General features: G+C 40.6%; 14 protein-coding genes and 1 pseudogene. 13 read left to right on the forward strand and 2 right to left on the reverse strand.

All coding sequences use genetic code 11. The features are described 5' to 3' along the window. Positions 1–17 precede the first annotated feature (17 nt). From MKL51_RS00375 to MKL51_RS00435, 13 genes and pseudogenes are all read left to right on the forward strand, one after another. Positions 18–1,166, forward strand: a complete 1,149-nt coding sequence (locus MKL51_RS00375) for an acyl-CoA dehydrogenase family protein (protein WP_080593013.1) — start codon at positions 18–20, stop codon at positions 1,164–1,166. Between the two features lie 25 nt (positions 1,167–1,191). Continuing rightward, positions 1,192–1,551: a hypothetical protein gene (locus MKL51_RS00380; RefSeq protein WP_000387554.1), complete on the forward strand. Its 360-nt coding sequence runs from the start codon at positions 1,192–1,194 to the stop codon at positions 1,549–1,551. 4 nt (positions 1,552–1,555) lie between these two features. Further along, complete coding sequence (locus MKL51_RS00385) at positions 1,556–2,089, forward strand: nuclear transport factor 2 family protein (protein ID WP_080973549.1); 534 nt, start codon at positions 1,556–1,558, stop codon at positions 2,087–2,089. Between the two features lie 29 nt (positions 2,090–2,118). Then, positions 2,119–3,396, forward strand: coding sequence for an aromatic ring-hydroxylating oxygenase subunit alpha (locus tag MKL51_RS00390; protein WP_005069110.1), 1,278 nt, complete (start codon positions 2,119–2,121; stop codon positions 3,394–3,396). A 10-nt stretch (positions 3,397–3,406) separates the two neighbouring features. After that, positions 3,407–3,892 carry an aromatic-ring-hydroxylating dioxygenase subunit beta gene (locus MKL51_RS00395; protein WP_032006295.1) on the forward strand — a complete coding sequence of 162 codons (486 nt, stop codon included), beginning with the start codon at positions 3,407–3,409 and terminating at the stop codon, positions 3,890–3,892. A gap of 10 nt (positions 3,893–3,902) precedes the next feature. Beyond that, positions 3,903–4,640 (forward strand): SDR family NAD(P)-dependent oxidoreductase, encoded by a 738-nt coding sequence (locus MKL51_RS00400; protein WP_032006294.1) that lies wholly within the window; start codon positions 3,903–3,905, stop codon positions 4,638–4,640. Positions 4,641–4,674: 34 nt separating this feature from the next. Continuing rightward, a complete protein-coding gene (locus MKL51_RS00405) occupies positions 4,675–5,628 on the forward strand; it encodes a PDR/VanB family oxidoreductase (RefSeq protein ID WP_032006293.1) in 954 nt (317 codons plus the stop codon). Between the two features lie 45 nt (positions 5,629–5,673). Then, a complete protein-coding gene (locus MKL51_RS00410; RefSeq protein WP_081033373.1) occupies positions 5,674–6,630 on the forward strand; it encodes a p-hydroxyphenylacetate 3-hydroxylase reductase component in 957 nt (318 codons plus the stop codon). A gap of 198 nt (positions 6,631–6,828) precedes the next feature. After that, on the forward strand, positions 6,829–7,743 hold the full coding sequence (gene feaR / locus MKL51_RS00415; protein WP_032006291.1) for a transcriptional regulator FeaR: 915 nt from the start codon (positions 6,829–6,831) through the stop codon (positions 7,741–7,743). Positions 7,744–7,951: 208 nt separating this feature from the next. Beyond that, positions 7,952–10,266, forward strand: a pseudogene (gene tynA, locus MKL51_RS00420) (primary-amine oxidase). Positions 10,267–10,410: 144 nt separating this feature from the next. After that, a complete protein-coding gene (locus MKL51_RS00425) occupies positions 10,411–11,628 on the forward strand; it encodes a hypothetical protein (protein WP_080973550.1) in 1,218 nt (405 codons plus the stop codon). A gap of 66 nt (positions 11,629–11,694) precedes the next feature. Continuing rightward, positions 11,695–13,302: a GMC family oxidoreductase gene (locus MKL51_RS00430; RefSeq protein ID WP_032006287.1), complete on the forward strand. Its 1,608-nt coding sequence runs from the start codon at positions 11,695–11,697 to the stop codon at positions 13,300–13,302. Between the two features lie 44 nt (positions 13,303–13,346). After that, positions 13,347–14,834 carry an NAD-dependent phenylacetaldehyde dehydrogenase gene (locus MKL51_RS00435; protein WP_032006286.1) on the forward strand — a complete coding sequence of 496 codons (1,488 nt, stop codon included), beginning with the start codon at positions 13,347–13,349 and terminating at the stop codon, positions 14,832–14,834. 56 nt (positions 14,835–14,890) lie between these two features. On the opposite strand, the gene pcaD is transcribed toward MKL51_RS00435, so the two are convergent. Then, on the reverse strand, positions 14,891–15,670 hold the full coding sequence (gene pcaD / locus MKL51_RS00440) for a 3-oxoadipate enol-lactonase (RefSeq protein ID WP_032006285.1): 780 nt from the start codon (positions 15,668–15,670) through the stop codon (positions 14,891–14,893). 10 nt (positions 15,671–15,680) lie between these two features. Then, a partial coding sequence (locus tag MKL51_RS00445; protein ID WP_270904158.1) for an acetyl-CoA C-acyltransferase occupies positions 15,681–16,346 on the reverse strand: 666 nt, incomplete at its 5' end.

Below are 16,346 nucleotides of genomic sequence, written 5' to 3' on the forward strand. Positions count from 1 at the left end.
TGAATAAGTTGTCTAAAATGGAGTTTGCTTCTCAAGACAAAGCAGTTGACTTAGACGCTTTGTGTCAAGAAATTCGTGAGCGTGCCTGTACAGGTGAATTTGATAATCAAGCGTATGTGAGCCAAGACATTATCGAAAAACTTAAACAAATTGGTGTTTACCGTGCCTTGGTGCCTAAACGTTTTGGTGGTGAAGAGTGGTCTCCACGGCAGTTTTGCGAGTTAATCGAAACTTTATCTAAAGCTGATGGTTCAGTGGGTTGGGTGGCAAGTTTCGGTATGAGCCCTGCCTATTTAGGAAGTTTGCCGGAAGAAACGCTTAAAGAGTTGTATCAAAACGGGCCAGATGTTGTATTTGCTGGAGGTATTTTTCCACCCCAACCAGCTGAAATTACTGATGAAGGTGTAGTGGTTCGTGGACGTTGGAAATTCTCAAGTGGCTGTATGGGAGCTGACATTGTTGGTGTAGGAATTTCACCGCTTAAAAATAATGAAATGCAAGGCTTACCTCGCATGGCAGTGATGCCTGCAAAAAAAGCTAAAATCGAAATGACTTGGGACACCGTTGGCCTAAAAGGTACGGGAAGCCATGATTTAGTCGTTGAAGACGTATTAGTCGAAAAGAAATGGACCTTTGTACGTGGTGAACCTTCAAAACTAAGCGAACCTTTTTTTAAATATCCGTCCCTGTCTTTAGCGACTCAAGTATTAACCGTGGTGGGTATTGGCGTTGCAGCTGCTGCATTAGAAGAATTTGAAAAATTGGCACCGGGTAAAGCATCCATTACTGGCGGGTCAGAAATTGCCAACCGTCCTGTGACTCAATATGAGTTTGCTCAAGCCGATGCGGAATTTCAGGCGGCAAAGTCTTGGTTTTATCAAACCATGGATATTGTTTGGAATGAAATTATTGCTGGACGAGAAGCAACTGCTGAACAGATTAGCGATATGCGTTTGGCATGTACCCATGCAGCGCGAGTTTGCGCCAAAGTCACCCGAAAAATGCAAATGCTCGCGGGCATGACAGCAATTTATACCAACAATCCATTTAGCCGTTTTGTGAATGACACCAACGTGGTGACTCAGCATGCTTTTATGGGCGATGCAACTTTACAAAATGCAGGCTCAATCAGTTTCGGGTTAAAACCAACCCCAGGTTATTTATAAGTTTAATTTTTAAAAGGATATTGAGATGGAAGCTAAAAAATCATTACGCGTTTTGTTCTGCATGGGTATTAATCAAAACTTTTTTGATGCAGAACCTGCTGAAGCAAAAGCAGTTTGGGCAGCGTTTGGTGAAATGTGGAATGGCATTCATGACTTACCGGGCGTACATGTTTTTGGAAATCTTGATGATGACCAAAGCATGGTTGGCCCAAGTGCTGGCTGGCCTTGGACAACGTACTTGCTTGCAGATGTTCCAGATATTGAAACAGTACATGCAGCTTGTAACTTGTTTAGAACGACGGTGGTGGGTGAAGGTCCATACAAACTTTGGAAATATTGCAAAGTTGAAGCTCGTGTTGGGCGCGAATTGATTATCCAACGTTAAGGCGATGGCGATGAATGACAAAGTGAATCTTGCAGAAATCATAGAGCGACTAGAACAGTTGGAAGCGCATAACGCCATTCGTAATTGTCTGAACCGTTATATGGAAATCTGCGACGAGCTCAATGCAAATACAGACCTTGACGAGCTGATGAATCTTTTTGATCAAGACTGTATTTGGGAAGGTGTTGGCGAGAAATATGCCAAATCTTTTGGCCGTTATGATTCTTGGCAGTCGATTTACGACATGTTTAAAAGCTATACCCAAAAAGAATCTCACTTTGTTATGAATGCACACTTTGTCAATTCAGAACAAATTTATGTAAACCAAGGCTATGCAAATGCTTCTTGGTTGATGTTGCAAACTTCAACTTTTCAAGATGGCCGTAGTCATCTGAATGCGGCAAAGCTCAAGGTGAAGTTTCATAAGCAAGCAGATGGAACATGGAAAATTAAACATTTCCAAACACAGAATATTTTCAGTCGTCCCGTATCGCATTGGCACAGTGAAGCTGAATTGCCGGTACCTTCCCAGGAATGACCCAGGACATATTTAAAAGGACTATTGATATGAACAGTATTATCCCAACGCATAACATTGGCATTGATTACGATGCTTTGGTTCAAAGTGACCGTGCTCATACTTCTCTTTATAAAGATGAACGTATTTTTGATGAAGAAATGGAGAAAATCTTTTATAGCACTTGGGTGTGGGTCGCACATGCCAGCGAAATTCCAGAAGGCGGAAGCTATAAAACGATTAACATCGGTAAACAGCCAGTGGTTGTGGTACGTGACCGTAAAAAGAAAGTCCATGTACTTTTAAACCGTTGCCGTCACCGTGCAGCAACCGTATGCGAACATAAAAAAGGAAAAACCAATAGTTTTGTATGCCCGTACCACGGTTGGAGTTATGCACTTGATGGTAGTTTACGTGGTGTGCCATCTCCGGAAAGCTACGGTGATTGCTTAGATAAATCAGAATTACCACTGGTGAGTCTACGTGTAGAAGAATATAACGGAATGATCTTCGCTTCATTTAAAGAAGACATTCAACCGCTTGAAGAGTTCCTTGGGCCTGCGAAAAAATGGATTGACCTGTTTATGAAACAAGGTGCGGGTTATCCAATTAAAGTGTTGGGCGAACACCGTTTCCGCTTCCCGGGTAACTGGAAAATCCAGCTTGAAAATACCACCGATGCATATCACTTTCCATTAGTGCACAAGTCATTCTTAAGTTCTGTTGATGAAAAAACAGAAGAACTCTTTAACTTCGAAAATCAGCCGGGCTTTGTTGAAGACTTAGGTAATGGTCACAGTGTTATGGTGATGATTCCTGAACTGGTTGATTTAGACGAAGAGCTCATGGAACGTCCAATTCAAGAGCGCTTTGAAGACTTGGCTCAAGCTTTGCGCGACGAAGGCCATGAGGAATTAGAAGTACGCCGTATTGTTCGAGCAGTTGGTGGTTCTGGCTTTAACTTAAATTTATTCCCGAATATTGCATGTTCGATGGCGTTCTTCCGAGTGTTACAGCCAATTTCAGTTGCTGAAACAGAAATTCATCACTCGGTAATTACGATGGATGGCGGTCCACAAATTGCCAACCAATATCGCTTACGTTTGCATGAACATTTCCAAGGTCCATTTGGTTTCGGTACACCAGATGACTCAGAAGCTTGGGAACGCGTACAACATGGTGCCAATGCCGGTAATGATTTATGGATCATGCTCAACCGCGGTTTACCGGGTGAAGTCAAAACTGAAGATGGCTTAAAAAGTGATGTCAGTGCTGAAACAGGTATGCGTGCAGCATACCAGCAGTGGAAAAAGATGATGACGGCTTAAGGAGAGAGCAATGAATATGAATCTGCAATTATTAAATGAAGTCACTGCTTTCATCTGGGCTGAGGCAGATATGTTAGATCACAGTGAATACCGTGAATGGCTCAATTTATGGAATGAAAAAGGTGTCTATATCATTCCAATTGACCCAAACCTAACGGACTACGAAAACAACTTAAATTATGCCTATGACGATAATCATATGCGTACTTTACGTGTACAGCGTCTTGAAAATGGTGAAGCAATTTCTACAGCGCCTAAAGCAAATACTGTGCGTAGCATTTCTCGTGTACGAGTGATTCAAGATCAGGATGATGAAATCGTTTTACGCTGTGCTCAAAACTTACGTGAATTCCGTAAAGAAAACCTCAAGCATTACACAGCTGATATTACCTACCATCTAACTCGTGATGCAGCTACAGGTTTTAAGGTTAACCGTAAAATCATCAACTTGGTTAACTCAACCGATACCTTAGCTGGTATTAGTTACATTCTTTAGGAGCGGTAACATGAAACAAGTTGTTTTAGTGACAGGTGCTGCTTCTGGACTCGGTAATGTCATTGCTGAATATTTTGCGAGCCAAGGCCATCAAGTGATTTTGTCGGCAAGTACGCTTGAAAAAGCCGAAAATGCCAAGGCACAAAGTCAATATGCCCAACATATGTTTCCCTTGAAATTAGATATTTCTGTCGAGGCAGATTTTCATGCTGCCGTTAAATGGATTGAAGAGAAGTTTTCTAAACTTGATGTGTTAATTAACAATGCCACCGTCACCAAAGCAACGCCAGTATTAGAAATTACCGCAACCGATTTTGATTGGGTGACCCAAGTCAACCAACGCGGCACCTTTCAGGCTTGCCAAATTATTGGCCAATATATGGCTAAAAAAGGCTATGGACGCATCATTAATATGGCGTCGTTAGCAGGACAAAACGGTGGTACTGCAACAGGTGCACACTATGCGGCAACCAAAGGCGCGATTGTGACGTTAACCAAAATTTTTGCCAAAGAGTTTGCGGCAAAAGGGGTAACGGTCAATGCAGTTGCACCGGGACCTATGGAATCACCGATCGTTCATAGTGTGGTGCCAGACGAAAAAATGGAACAGTTCATCCAGAATATTCCGGTTAAAGCCTTAGGAAGTATGCATTTTATTGCTGAAACTTGTGGGTTGCTTGCGAGTCCAAATGCGGGGTTTGTGACTGGTGCAACATGGGATATTAACGGTGGTTTATTCATGCGCTAAGCCACAAGCTTAGGCATGAAAAGGGAGTTAAATTATGACTACACTTTATGATGTTGTCGTTAAAAATCGCCATGTAGAAGGTGGAAATATTGCAGTCATGGAATTTGAATCTGCAACTTCTGCTGCATTACCAAAAGTTGAAGCGGGTGCGCATATTGATGTGCACTTACCAAATGGTATGGTTCGCCAGTATTCACTTTGCCAAAATCCAAATGACGAAGGTAAGTTTCGCCTTGGAATTTTACGTGACCCTGAATCACGTGGTGGCTCAATATCCGCTTTTGATGAAATTAAAGATGGCATGCAAATTCAGGTCAGTGAGCCAAAAAATTTATTTCCACTTTTAAAAGCCAAACACAGTGTCTTGATTGGCGGTGGAATCGGGATTACGCCATTAATCACGATGGCGTATCAACTTGCACATGAAGGCGAATCATTTGAGCTTCACTACTGCGGGGCTAGCCCAGAAAACTGTGCTTTTGTTGATGAAATTAAAAATGGTGAGTTAGCAAAACACACAACTTTTCATTTTAAATCGGAAGGTGCAAGCCACCGAGCATTTTTTGAATCTGCCATTAAAGATATTGATCTTGAGAGCCATATTTACACCTGTGGTCCAGTCGGTTTTATGGATTGGGTGATTAACCTTGCTACGACTCACAATTTTCCTGAGCAGCAAATCCACAAAGAATATTTCCAAGTCGAAACTGACACCTCGGGAGATTCATTTGAAGTGGTGGCTGAACGTAGCGGAAAAATTATTATGGTTGAAGCTGGCGAAACCATTTTGCAGGCTTTGGCGAAAGAAGGCATCGAGATCGAAATGTCATGCGAGCAAGGTGTATGCGGAACTTGCATGTGCGATGTAATTGAAGGCGAACCTGATCATCGAGATGTTTATTTTACTGATGAAGAAAAAGCCAGCAATGAACAAATATTGGTGTGCTGTTCGCGCTCTAAAACACCGAGACTAGTTTTAGATATCTAATGCTCTCGCGATTTATATGGATGTAAGAGAAGGTTTAGGAGAAAGATGATGAATGTATTACAACAAATAGATGAGTTTACGGTCGATCCATTACAGTTCCGACGAGCATTAGGAAATTTTGCAACAGGCGTTACCATTGTTACCGCACAAAATGCACAAGGTGAGAAAGTCGGTGTAACCGCAAATAGTTTTAACTCGGTGTCACTCGATCCACCGCTTATTTTGTGGAGCATTGATAAAAAATCGTCAAGTTTTTCAGTATTTGAAGAAGCAACACATTTTGCAGTCAATATTTTATCAGGCACGCAAATTGAGCTGTCTAATAAGTTTTCGAGACGCAATATTGATAAATTCGCAGACACAAACTTTCAACTTGGTGCAGGAAGCGCTCCCATTTTAGAAAATTGTTCTGCAGTGTTTGAGTGCGAACGTTATCAAGTGATTGAAGGTGGTGACCACTGGATTATTGTTGGCAAAGTGGTTCGTTTCCATGACCAAGGCCGAAGCCCGTTGGTCTACCATCAAGGCGCATATTCTTGTGTCATGCCGCATCCGAGCCTTCAAGTTAAACAAACTGAAGAGAACGGTGTAGATCAAACACATTATGGGCACTTATATAATAATGTCTGCTATTTGATGAGTCGTGCTTTTAAAGCTTATCAAACCGACTATATCCCTAAGCAAATGGCTTCGGGTTTCCGTACCAGTGAATCACGTCTTTTGCTCGTTTTAGCCAGTGGTACTGCTTCAAGTAAGGAAGATTTACCGCGTGATATTGCTATGCCAATGCAAGAAGTTGAAAGGTCGGCTGAAATCTTAAAATTTGAAGGGTTATTGGTTGACCACGATAATTTGTATGCATTGACCGAAAAGGGTAAACAAACAGCGCAGTATTTATTTGATATTGCCGACAGCCACCAAAATGAGGTGTTTAAAAAGTATTCTGAGGAACAAAAGGATATTTTTATTACCATGCTGCGAGACTTTGCAGGAGTAGCATAAGTCCCATTAAGCTGATAAATTAAATTGATTTATCAGCTTCTTTACATCTAGCTGACTATCATCAAAACAATTCCAAGGATAAGGAATTTTTGGCACACAATTTGTTTATCAATAAAACAAGATTGCAAATAAGCCAAGACAGTGCACCACCACAAACGCAAAATCTTGAGCGGTGGCACGTGTATAGAGAGGTAAGGGATGAACCAATATGTAAGTGATGCATTACTCACATGGACGCACCATATTAAAAGTGTGTGCGGCAATTTTGAAACCGATTTTGACGGAACCCGTAATTTATTCATTGGTGAAGTTCAGTGCTTTTTATTGGGCGATACTGAAATTGCTTTTATTAAAAACAATGCCAATAAAATTGTCCGAAAAGCCGATGAAATTGATCGAGTGAATAACCGTTTTTGTTTTTTGATTTTGCAGTATTCGGGAAAAATGCTGCTCGAGTATAAAAATGAAACGCTAAGCCTGAATGAAGGCGATATTGTGTTGGTCGATCCGGTCGAAACCATTTCAATGTATCCGCAAGGCTTGGTAAGCCAGATTTCTGTCCATCTGTCGCGTGAAAAATTACTGAAAGAAAATATTAGTACTGAATATTTTGGAAAACTGATTACTCAAAATATGAGTGGTTTTTTACTCAAGAATATTTTGAAAAACATGTCTGCTGAAAACATCAAACTTTGGTACGCAACCGAAGACGGTAATGCTTTTGAAGATGCGTTAATTGCCCTAATTAAACCCACAATCAATTATAAAAATATAAATAGCTCCAATAATCTAATGGAAAAAGCCGAGCGCTATATTATAGAAAACTTAGCAAAACCAGATTTAACACCTAAATTAATTGCAGAGCACATTGGGGTATCTCTACGTCATCTTTATCGTCTATTTCTTCAAGAAAAATTATCGATTAACAAATATATACAGCTCAAACGCCTAGAAAAAGTCAAAGCAGATTTGCTTGATAAAAGAAATAAACAAAGCTCAATTACCCAAATTGCCTTGAAGTGGGGTTTCTGGGACGGTGCTCATTTTTCAAAAATCTTTAAAAAGACCTATGGTATCTCTCCTAAAGAGTTTAGAGAGGGTATGACAGTTTAATTTTTCATCTTTGAATGTCATTTTTAGACAAATACGACGTCATTCTTGAACAAGCTAGCCCTATGTAACTGTGTTGAAATTAAATTCATTAAAGCAGGTTAGATAAGCTTAATAACCATAAAACTATTAAGTTGGTCTAATGAATTTCACTCACAGGAAAGTGCATTTTAACTGTCTGATTCAGATAGTTCAGGGATATATGAAAAGGATGAAACCAATGCGTAAACAACGATTATTGAATGACATACAAAAAATACTGGCACTTAACTTATCAATCGCTGCAAGCTTTTGGGGACTCAATACTCAAGCGTTTGCTCATGGTGGAAAGGCCGACATGGTCTCACTTTATCAAAACATGAGTGAGCAAGGCGCTAAAGTTGTTAAAGACGATTTTACGAATACTTATATGATTACCAAAGGCTCTATGGTGGTTCGAGCTAAACCTAATTCAGATCAGGTTTTGGTGAATGGCAAACCTTTCAAGCTCAGTGTCCCGTTATTAATTAAAGATGGTAAACCTGTTATTGGAAAAGATTTTTTTAATGAAGTATTCCAGTCTGGTTTAGATCAAACTTTTAAAATTGAAAATACGTTTCACCCGCTCAATAGCCTAAACTCTGACGAAATTAAAAAGACCTTTGATGTGATTAACCGCTCGAAATACGCCTATAAAAATATGCGTTTTGCCGAGTTAAAGCTTAAAGAGCCTGAAAAAGCCAAAGTCTGGGATTACTTTATTAATCACAAAGAATTTAAAGAAGATCGTATTGCCTCATTTATTTTATTAAAGGGAGTCAAGCGATTGAAGGTGAAGTTAACCTTAACACTCAACAAGTCACAAAATGGAATGTACTGAAAGACACTCATGGAATGGTGTTGCTCGATAATTTTGAAGCCGTACAGCGTGTAATTGAGACGAGTAAAGAATATCAAGATGCATTGCGGAAACGTGGCATTACCGATGTGAAGAAAGTGATTGCTACACCACTAACTGTTGGATATTTTGGCGGTAAAGATGGTCTGGACAAACAACTCAATATATTAAAAGTTGTTGCTTACCTTGATGTCGGTGATGGTAACTACTGGGCGCATCCTATTGAAAATTTAGTTGCTGTAGTCGATTTAGATAAAGAAAAAATTATCAAGATTGAAGAAGGTGCGATCATTCCTGTGCCAATGGCAAATCGACCTTATATGTCGAATAAGCCCGTAGCAAGTAAGCTAAAACCACTCAATATTACTGAACCTGAGGGCAAAAACTTTAGCATTACAGGTCAAACCATACATTGGGGCAACTGGTGTTTGCATGTGGCGTTAGATTCTCGTGTTGGCTTACAGCTTTCAACCGTGACTTACAAAGATAAGGGCGTAAAGCGTAAAGTCATGTATGAAGGTAACTTGGGTGGAATGGTGGTTCCATATGGTGATCCTGATATCGGTTGGTACTTCAAATCTTATTTAGACTCTGGCGAATATGGTATGGGAACACTTACCTCATCTATTATTCCGGGAACAGATGCACCCGACAACGCTGTTTTACTTGATGCCGTGATTGCTGACTATAAAGGCCAGCCACAAGTGATTCCAAATGCCATTGCCGTGTTTGAACGTTATGCTGGGCCTGAATATAAACATCACGAAATTTTTGGTAATCAAGATGCCAGTGAAGCCCGCCGTGAACTTGTTGTGCGCTGGATTAGTACGGTTGGAAACTACGATTACATGTTTGACTGGGTATTTGCCCAAAATGGTGTAATTGGGATTAATGCGGGTGCAACGGGTATTGAAGCTGTTAAAGGCGTTAAATCACGCACCATGCATGACAGTACCGCAAAAGAAGACACCAAATATGGAACTTTAATTGACCATAATATTGTGGGTACAACGCATCAGCACATCTATAACTTCCGCTTAGATATGGATGTAGATGGGGAAAACAACAGCTTTATGCATATGGACCCTGTGGTGAAAGCCAATGACAAAGGTGGTGTTCGTACAAGCTCAATGCAAATTGATAGTAAAGTCATTACGAATGAGCAAAATGCAGCTGAAAAATTTGATCCATCCACTATTCGCTTACTCACGAATTTCAATAAGGAAAATAAATTAGGTAATCCGGTTTCTTACCAATTAATTCCGTTTGCAGGTGGAACACACCCTGTGGCAAAAGGAGCCAATTTCTCTAAAGATGAATGGTTATTTAAACGTTTGAACTTTATGGATAAGCAAATTTGGGTGACTCAGTACAATCCAGACGAACGCTACCCTGAAGGGAAATATTCAAATCGTTCGACTCATGACACAGGATTAGGGCAGTTCATTGGTAACAACGAAAATATTGAAAATAAAGACCTCGTGGTGTGGATGACAACAGGTACAACCCATGTGGCACGTGCTGAAGAGTGGCCAATCATGCCAACAGAATGGGTAAATACACTCATCAAACCTTGGAACTTCTTTGACAACACGCCGACTTTAAATTTGGGTGAACAAGAGCAAAACACACAGCACGACCATCAATAAAAATGTGAATAAGCCAGAATGGGTAACGAATAGGTTACCCATACCTGAGCACGGTTAGACCATTCGCAAAAAAGGAATTTCTCAATGAAAAATTTATTTTCTCAGGTTGTGAGAGGGACTCTCTTTGTCTCATTTTTTTCAACTGTGCATGCTGGTGAGCTTGAAATTAAACCGACTTTTGAAGCAACTTTGGGGGCTTTTAGTAGCGGTAAAAGCTATAACGGTGAAAACCTAGATGATGAAAGAATCAATTGGCAAGAAGGCCATCTTAAATATGGTGCAAAAGGACAATACACCTTCAAAAACAATCAGCTCTATGCAAGCTTGAGCGGTATTAGCTCGGCAACATTTGGTGATGGTGATGCTGGCCAAAATAGTAATGGTAAAGAACGCAAAACGGATGTGAATGAATGGATCATTGGTTTTAAAGACGGCACCAATAAAGATGAGTTAACGACCTATGATTTAAGTATCGGTCGACAAAATATCATGATTGGTGATGGGTTCTTCATTGCGGGTGATGCATTAAATCTCGGTAAAGCGCCCGCGGACGGCACACTAGATCGGGGCGGAGCATATTATCTGGCAGCTCGTCGAAGCTTTGATTTTACAAGTTTGCTTCAATATAAACCGCAAGAGAATACAACCCTAAAGTTGGCTTATTTAAAATCGGACAATAAAGCACAGTTTTCCCCAGAACTCTTTGTGACTGATCTGATGTATCAGCTTAAAGATAAGGGCGTTGGGTTCACTTACTTAAATGTATTAGACCTAGAAGATACTGAGCAGATTTCAGGGCGAGAAGATCTTAAAAATTATGCTTTACGTTTGAATTATCAACCTTTACCAGAGTTGCAAGTTAAAACTGAGTTTGTAGTTCAAGATAAAAAAGATGGCCACGAAAATGCTGGCTACTTAGCGCTGAACTATAACTTTTTATCTTCAAAATATACGCCTTCATTAGGCTACCGTTTTAGCCATTTTTCAGACCAATACGACACGATGTTTTATGGAAATACAGTCGGCTTTGGTACATGGTTTCAGGGCGAAGTTGCAGGAAACTATGCAGGCCCATTCAACAAAAATGCCGATATTCATCAAGTTTCTTATAGTCTGAATCTAAAAGAAAATTTTATGTTGGGTGCTTTGGCCTATAAGTTCAAAACAGTAAATAAGTCTTTAACCAATGTGGATGGACATGAGTTAGATGTCTTTTCAGTCTGGTCGGTTAATAAAAAATTCAATGTTATTCCTTTAGCAGGACTCTATAAACCAAAACACGATATCCATAATGGTGGTACTCAAAACTACGATGACAAGACCAATGTATATGCGCAGTTGATTCTGCAATACATCTATTAAATTAGAGCGAAGGAGATCGTGTTTATTGGCGGTACATTCATAGAAATAAAATTAGGATGAAATCAGATGAATCAACAATATGACTATATCGTGATTGGTGCTGGCTCAGCAGGTTGTGTGGTCGCAGCACGACTATTAGAAGCCAAGGCAGGGCGCGTTCTTGTTTTAGAGGCTGGAAGCCGAGATAGCAGTATATTTCATACTATACCTGCAACAGTAGTTAAAGTATTCCAGCAAAAATCATGGCAATACATGACCGTTCCACAGAAATATTGTAATCATCGTGAAATGATCCTTGCACAAGGAAAAGTGTTGGGAGGTGGAAGCTCGGTTAATGGCATGATCTATTGCCGAGGCCAACGACAGGATTATGATTTATGGTCCTCGGAATGGGGATGCAATCAGTGGTCTTATCAACATGTGCTGCCTTTTTTTAAGAAAGCAGAAAAAAATGAAAGTCTTGCTGATGAATATCACGGACAAGATGGCATTTTACCTGTCAGTGAAAACCGTTATCGCCATCCTTTAACACTTGCTTGTATTAAAGCAGGTCAACAAATGGGGATGAATTATGTCAATGATATTAATGGTTGGGATCAGGCTGGGGTAGGGTTTTATCAAACTACTACTCAAAACGGTTCTCGGGCGAGTACCTCAAAAACTTATTTAAAGTCAGTCGAAAACCACCCAGTTCTTACGGTCATTACGGATGCCTTAGTACATAAAATTGAAACTCAAGGTGATCAGGTTACTGGGGTTACTTACAGTGTTGACGGAAAATCACCGATTACGGTACAGGCTCAAAAAGAAGTTATTCTGAGCGCTGGTGCAATTGGCAGTCCTAAGGTTTTATTACTTTCGGGAATTGGCCCAAAACAGCATTTAGATGAACTCGGAATAGAATGCATTCGTGACTTACCTGTAGGTAACAATTTTCACGACCATTTGCATATGTCGGTTAATGCGACAGTAACAACCAATAACAGCCTGCTCGGTGAAGACCACGGTTTAGCCGCAGTACGACACTTTTTACAATGGTGTTTTACACGTTCAGGATTGCTAACCACCAATATTCTAGAAGGTGGTGGTTTTATTGACACAAACAACAATGGTCGACCTGATGTCCAATTTCATTTTTTACCTGTGCTGGATAATTTCGATAATACCCCCGGTGAAAAAGCAGTTGCTCAGGCACATGGCCTTACCATTAAAGTCGGACATGTACAGCCAAAAGCACGTGGGACTTTGCGTTTAAGCAGTAAAGATCCAAAAGATTTGCCTGTCATTGACCCTAATTATCTAGGTCATCAAGAAGATATTGACGCAAATATCCGTGCCGTACAGGCCGGACTTCGCTTATTACAACAACCAGCATTGAAAGCGATTGTCAAAGAAGTGATTGAGCCTGCAAATGTCGATCCTGATGATATTGATGCGATTGATAAATGGATGCGCCAGAACATTAAAACGGTTTATCACCCCGCAGGTAGCTGCAAAATGGGCAATGCTCCGCAAGATTCGGTCACCGATCAGACCCTTAAAGTACATGGTTTTAAAAACTTACGTGTGGTGGATTGTTCTATTTGCCCACAAGTTCCAAGCGGTAATACCAACGCAATTGCCATCATGATTGGTGAACGCGGTGCAGACTTTATTTTGAATCAGGTCGCGTAGTTGCTGTCATAACAATATTTTAGAAATGAAAAGAGGAAAAGAAAATGAGTGAAGTTCAGATTTTAGAAAGCGTACAACAATTTATGGCACGTCAACATGGACATTTTATTGATGGAAAATTAGTTGCTACCGAGCTTTTAGATAAAGTGGATATTGTGAATCCATCGACTGAACAAGTGGTTGCTCAAATTAGTATTGGTAGTGAACACGATGTCGAAAATGCGGTGAAAAGTGCTGAACATGCTTTTCAAAATGCTTGGGCTGAAACGACGCCGTATGAACGTGGCGTTAAACTGAACAAGCTAGCCGATTTAATTGAGCAACATGGTGAAGAACTTGCACAGCTCGAAACGTTGTCTACAGGAAAACTTATCAATATTTCACGGCATCTTGAAGTCGCACAATCTGTTATTTTCTTGAGATATTTTGCTGGTTGGGCAACTAAAATTAATGGTCAAACCATGCAACCCTCTATTCCTTCTATGCAAGGTGAAAAATATACGGCCTTTACTTTAAGACAACCGATTGGTGTGGTTGCAGGGATTGTGCCTTGGAATTTTTCAGTGATGATTGGTGTTTGGAAAATCGGTTCGGCTTTAACAACTGGCTGTACCATTGTGCTTAAACCAAGTGAGTTTGCCAGCTTATCTTTATTGCGTTTAGCCGAACTTGCCATCGAGGCAGGTATTCCGGCAGGTGTGATTAATGTGGTTACGGGTAAGGGCGATACAGGACAATATTTAATTGAGTCGCCGCTCGTTAAGAAAGTCTCGTTTACAGGTTCAGTACCAACAGGCATTGCGATTGGTAAACTTGCAATGAGCAGTGATTTAACCCGTGTAAGTCTGGAGCTGGGTGGTAAAAATGCCATAGCTGTTTTGGCCGATGCAAATATTGATGAGATTTTACCGACTTTGTTGCAAGCAACTTTTGTACATCAAGGTCAAGTTTGCGCATCCCCAGAGCGTTTTTTTGTACACCGTGCAAAATATAATGAACTGGTCGAGAAACTCTCGAAAGCACTTTCTAGTTTCAAAATTGGATCGGCTATGGATGAGGGAAATATGTTTGGTCCACTCTCTAATCAACCACATTTTAATAAAGTGAAACATTATTTAGATATGGCAAAAGCCAACAACCAGATTATTGCCGGTGGTGAGGCTCTAGATCAGACAGGATATTTTGTACAGCCGACTTTAATTTCCTTCAAAAATACCGATGATCCTTTATTTTCAGAAGAAACCTTTGGTCCCGTGGTCGGGATAATGCCATTCGAAACCGATGAAGAACTCATTCAACTTATGAATCAGTCACGTTTTGGTTTAACCGCAAGTATCTGGACAAATGATTTGTCTAAAGCTTTGCGATTAATTCCTAAAATTGAAGCAGGGACTTTGTGGGTCAATATGCATACGTTCTTAGATCCAGCAGTTCCATTTGGTGGCGTGAAAGCTTCGGGAATTGGCAGAGAGTTTTCAGATGCATTTATTGAAGATTACACCGAATTAAAATCGGTGATGATTCGGTATTAAGTTTCTACGAGATATAAAAAATGGCCTTTATAGGCCATTTCTTTTGAATCATTAAATTAACCTAATAAAAAATCTTTTAAGATTTTATTAAAAGCTTCTGGTTGTTCTACATTGGAAATATGAGAGGCATCTATTTCTGCAAGATGTGATTGTGGAATGCGCTGCTGCATAAATTGACCATCTGCAACGGTTGTTACAGGGTCTTCAGTTCCAGCAACCACCAATACAGAAATTTTGATATCTTTTAATTGCTCACGGACATCCGCTTTAGCCAAAGCCTCACAACAATTGGCATAACCCATTGCGCTGCCAGCACTTAAGTCGTTACATAGGTTGTTGACAATAGAAGGATGACTTTGGATAAAGGGATCTGTAAACCATCGCGAAGCTGCTGTAGCGGCGATTGGTTGTAAACCTTGCTCACGTACTAGTTTTGCACGGTCAAGCCATGCTTGTTCTAGTCCAATTTTAGCGGCAGTATTTGCCACAACCACATGACTAAAACGGTCAGGGTAGTGAATCGCCAGCCATTGACCGGTTAAACCACCCATAGAAATTCCACAAAAAGCAGCTTTACTAATATTCAGATGATCCAGTAAACGGACAACATCTTCACCTAATTGCTCTACAGTATATGGGCCGTCAGGCGTAGACGATGAACCGTGGCCACGTGTGTCATAACAGATCACAAAAAATTGATCTTTTAATTCATTAAACTGTTTTTGCCACATACCGTAGTTAGTGCCTAAAGAATTGGAAAACACCAGAGCAGGGGAAGATGGCTCACCAAAAGTTTGATAGTTAATTTGTGCATCGGCAGATTGAAAAGATGGCATTTGTTTCTCCTTAAAGTGCTTCAACACGTTCAATAATCAATGCGATGCCTTGACCCACACCAATACACATTGAACACAAGGCATAACGACCACCTGTCTGTTCAAGCTGGTTTAGGGCTGTGGTGACTAGGCGTGCACCTGATGCACCAAGTGGATGGCCCAAAGCAATGGCACCACCATTTGGATTCACCTTGGCAGAATCATCTGGCAAACCTAAATCACGGGTGACGGCCAAAGCTTGTGCAGCAAAGGCTTCATTGAGCTCAATTACATCCATCTGCTCTAAAGTCAGGTTGGCTTGTTTAAGTAATTTTTTAATTGCAGGCGCTGGAGCAAAACCCATAATACGTGGTTCTACACCCACCGCTGTTGAAGCAATAATCTTGGCACGGGGTTTGAGGTTATAAGCCTGAACTGCTTCGTCAGATGCAATGAGTAGAGCTGCTGCACCATCATTAATGCCTGAAGCATTACCCGCAGTAACTGTGCCATCTGCTTTTACAACAGGTTTAAGTTTGCTTAAACCTTCCAGGGTAGTCGATGCACGTGGATGCTCATCGGTATCAATCACAACAGCATCACCCTTACGCTGAGGGATTTCAACTGCCACGATTTCTTTAGAAAAAAAGCCTTTGGCTTGCGCGCTTGCGGTGCGTTGTTGGCTCACCAAGGCAAA

Origin of the sequence: Acinetobacter sp. AOR18_HL, assembly GCF_027855145.1 — a bacterium.
In the GTDB taxonomy this organism is placed as follows: Bacteria; Pseudomonadota; Gammaproteobacteria; order Pseudomonadales; family Moraxellaceae; genus Acinetobacter; species Acinetobacter pittii.

What these genes read in the sequence shown, in the direction of transcription:
- MKL51_RS00395 (WP_032006295.1), top strand. Translation starts at nt 3,407, where the DNA reads ATGAATATGAATCTGCAATTATTAAATGAAGTCACTGCTTTCATCTGG.
- feaR (WP_032006291.1), top strand. Translation starts at nt 6,829, where the DNA reads ATGAACCAATATGTAAGTGATGCATTACTCACATGGACGCACCATATT.
- MKL51_RS00400 (WP_032006294.1), top strand. Translation starts at nt 3,903, where the DNA reads ATGAAACAAGTTGTTTTAGTGACAGGTGCTGCTTCTGGACTCGGTAAT.
- MKL51_RS00435 (WP_032006286.1), top strand. Translation starts at nt 13,347, where the DNA reads ATGAGTGAAGTTCAGATTTTAGAAAGCGTACAACAATTTATGGCACGT.
- MKL51_RS00380 (WP_000387554.1), top strand. Translation starts at nt 1,192, where the DNA reads ATGGAAGCTAAAAAATCATTACGCGTTTTGTTCTGCATGGGTATTAAT.
- MKL51_RS00390 (WP_005069110.1), top strand. Translation starts at nt 2,119, where the DNA reads ATGAACAGTATTATCCCAACGCATAACATTGGCATTGATTACGATGCT.
- pcaD (WP_032006285.1), bottom strand. Translation starts at nt 15,670, where the DNA reads ATGCCATCTTTTCAATCTGCCGATGCACAAATTAACTATCAAACTTTT.
- MKL51_RS00430 (WP_032006287.1), top strand. Translation starts at nt 11,695, where the DNA reads ATGAATCAACAATATGACTATATCGTGATTGGTGCTGGCTCAGCAGGT.
- MKL51_RS00410 (WP_081033373.1), top strand. Translation starts at nt 5,674, where the DNA reads ATGATGAATGTATTACAACAAATAGATGAGTTTACGGTCGATCCATTA.
- MKL51_RS00405 (WP_032006293.1), top strand. Translation starts at nt 4,675, where the DNA reads ATGACTACACTTTATGATGTTGTCGTTAAAAATCGCCATGTAGAAGGT.
- MKL51_RS00385 (WP_080973549.1), top strand. Translation starts at nt 1,556, where the DNA reads ATGGCGATGAATGACAAAGTGAATCTTGCAGAAATCATAGAGCGACTA.
- MKL51_RS00375 (WP_080593013.1), top strand. Translation starts at nt 18, where the DNA reads ATGGAGTTTGCTTCTCAAGACAAAGCAGTTGACTTAGACGCTTTGTGT.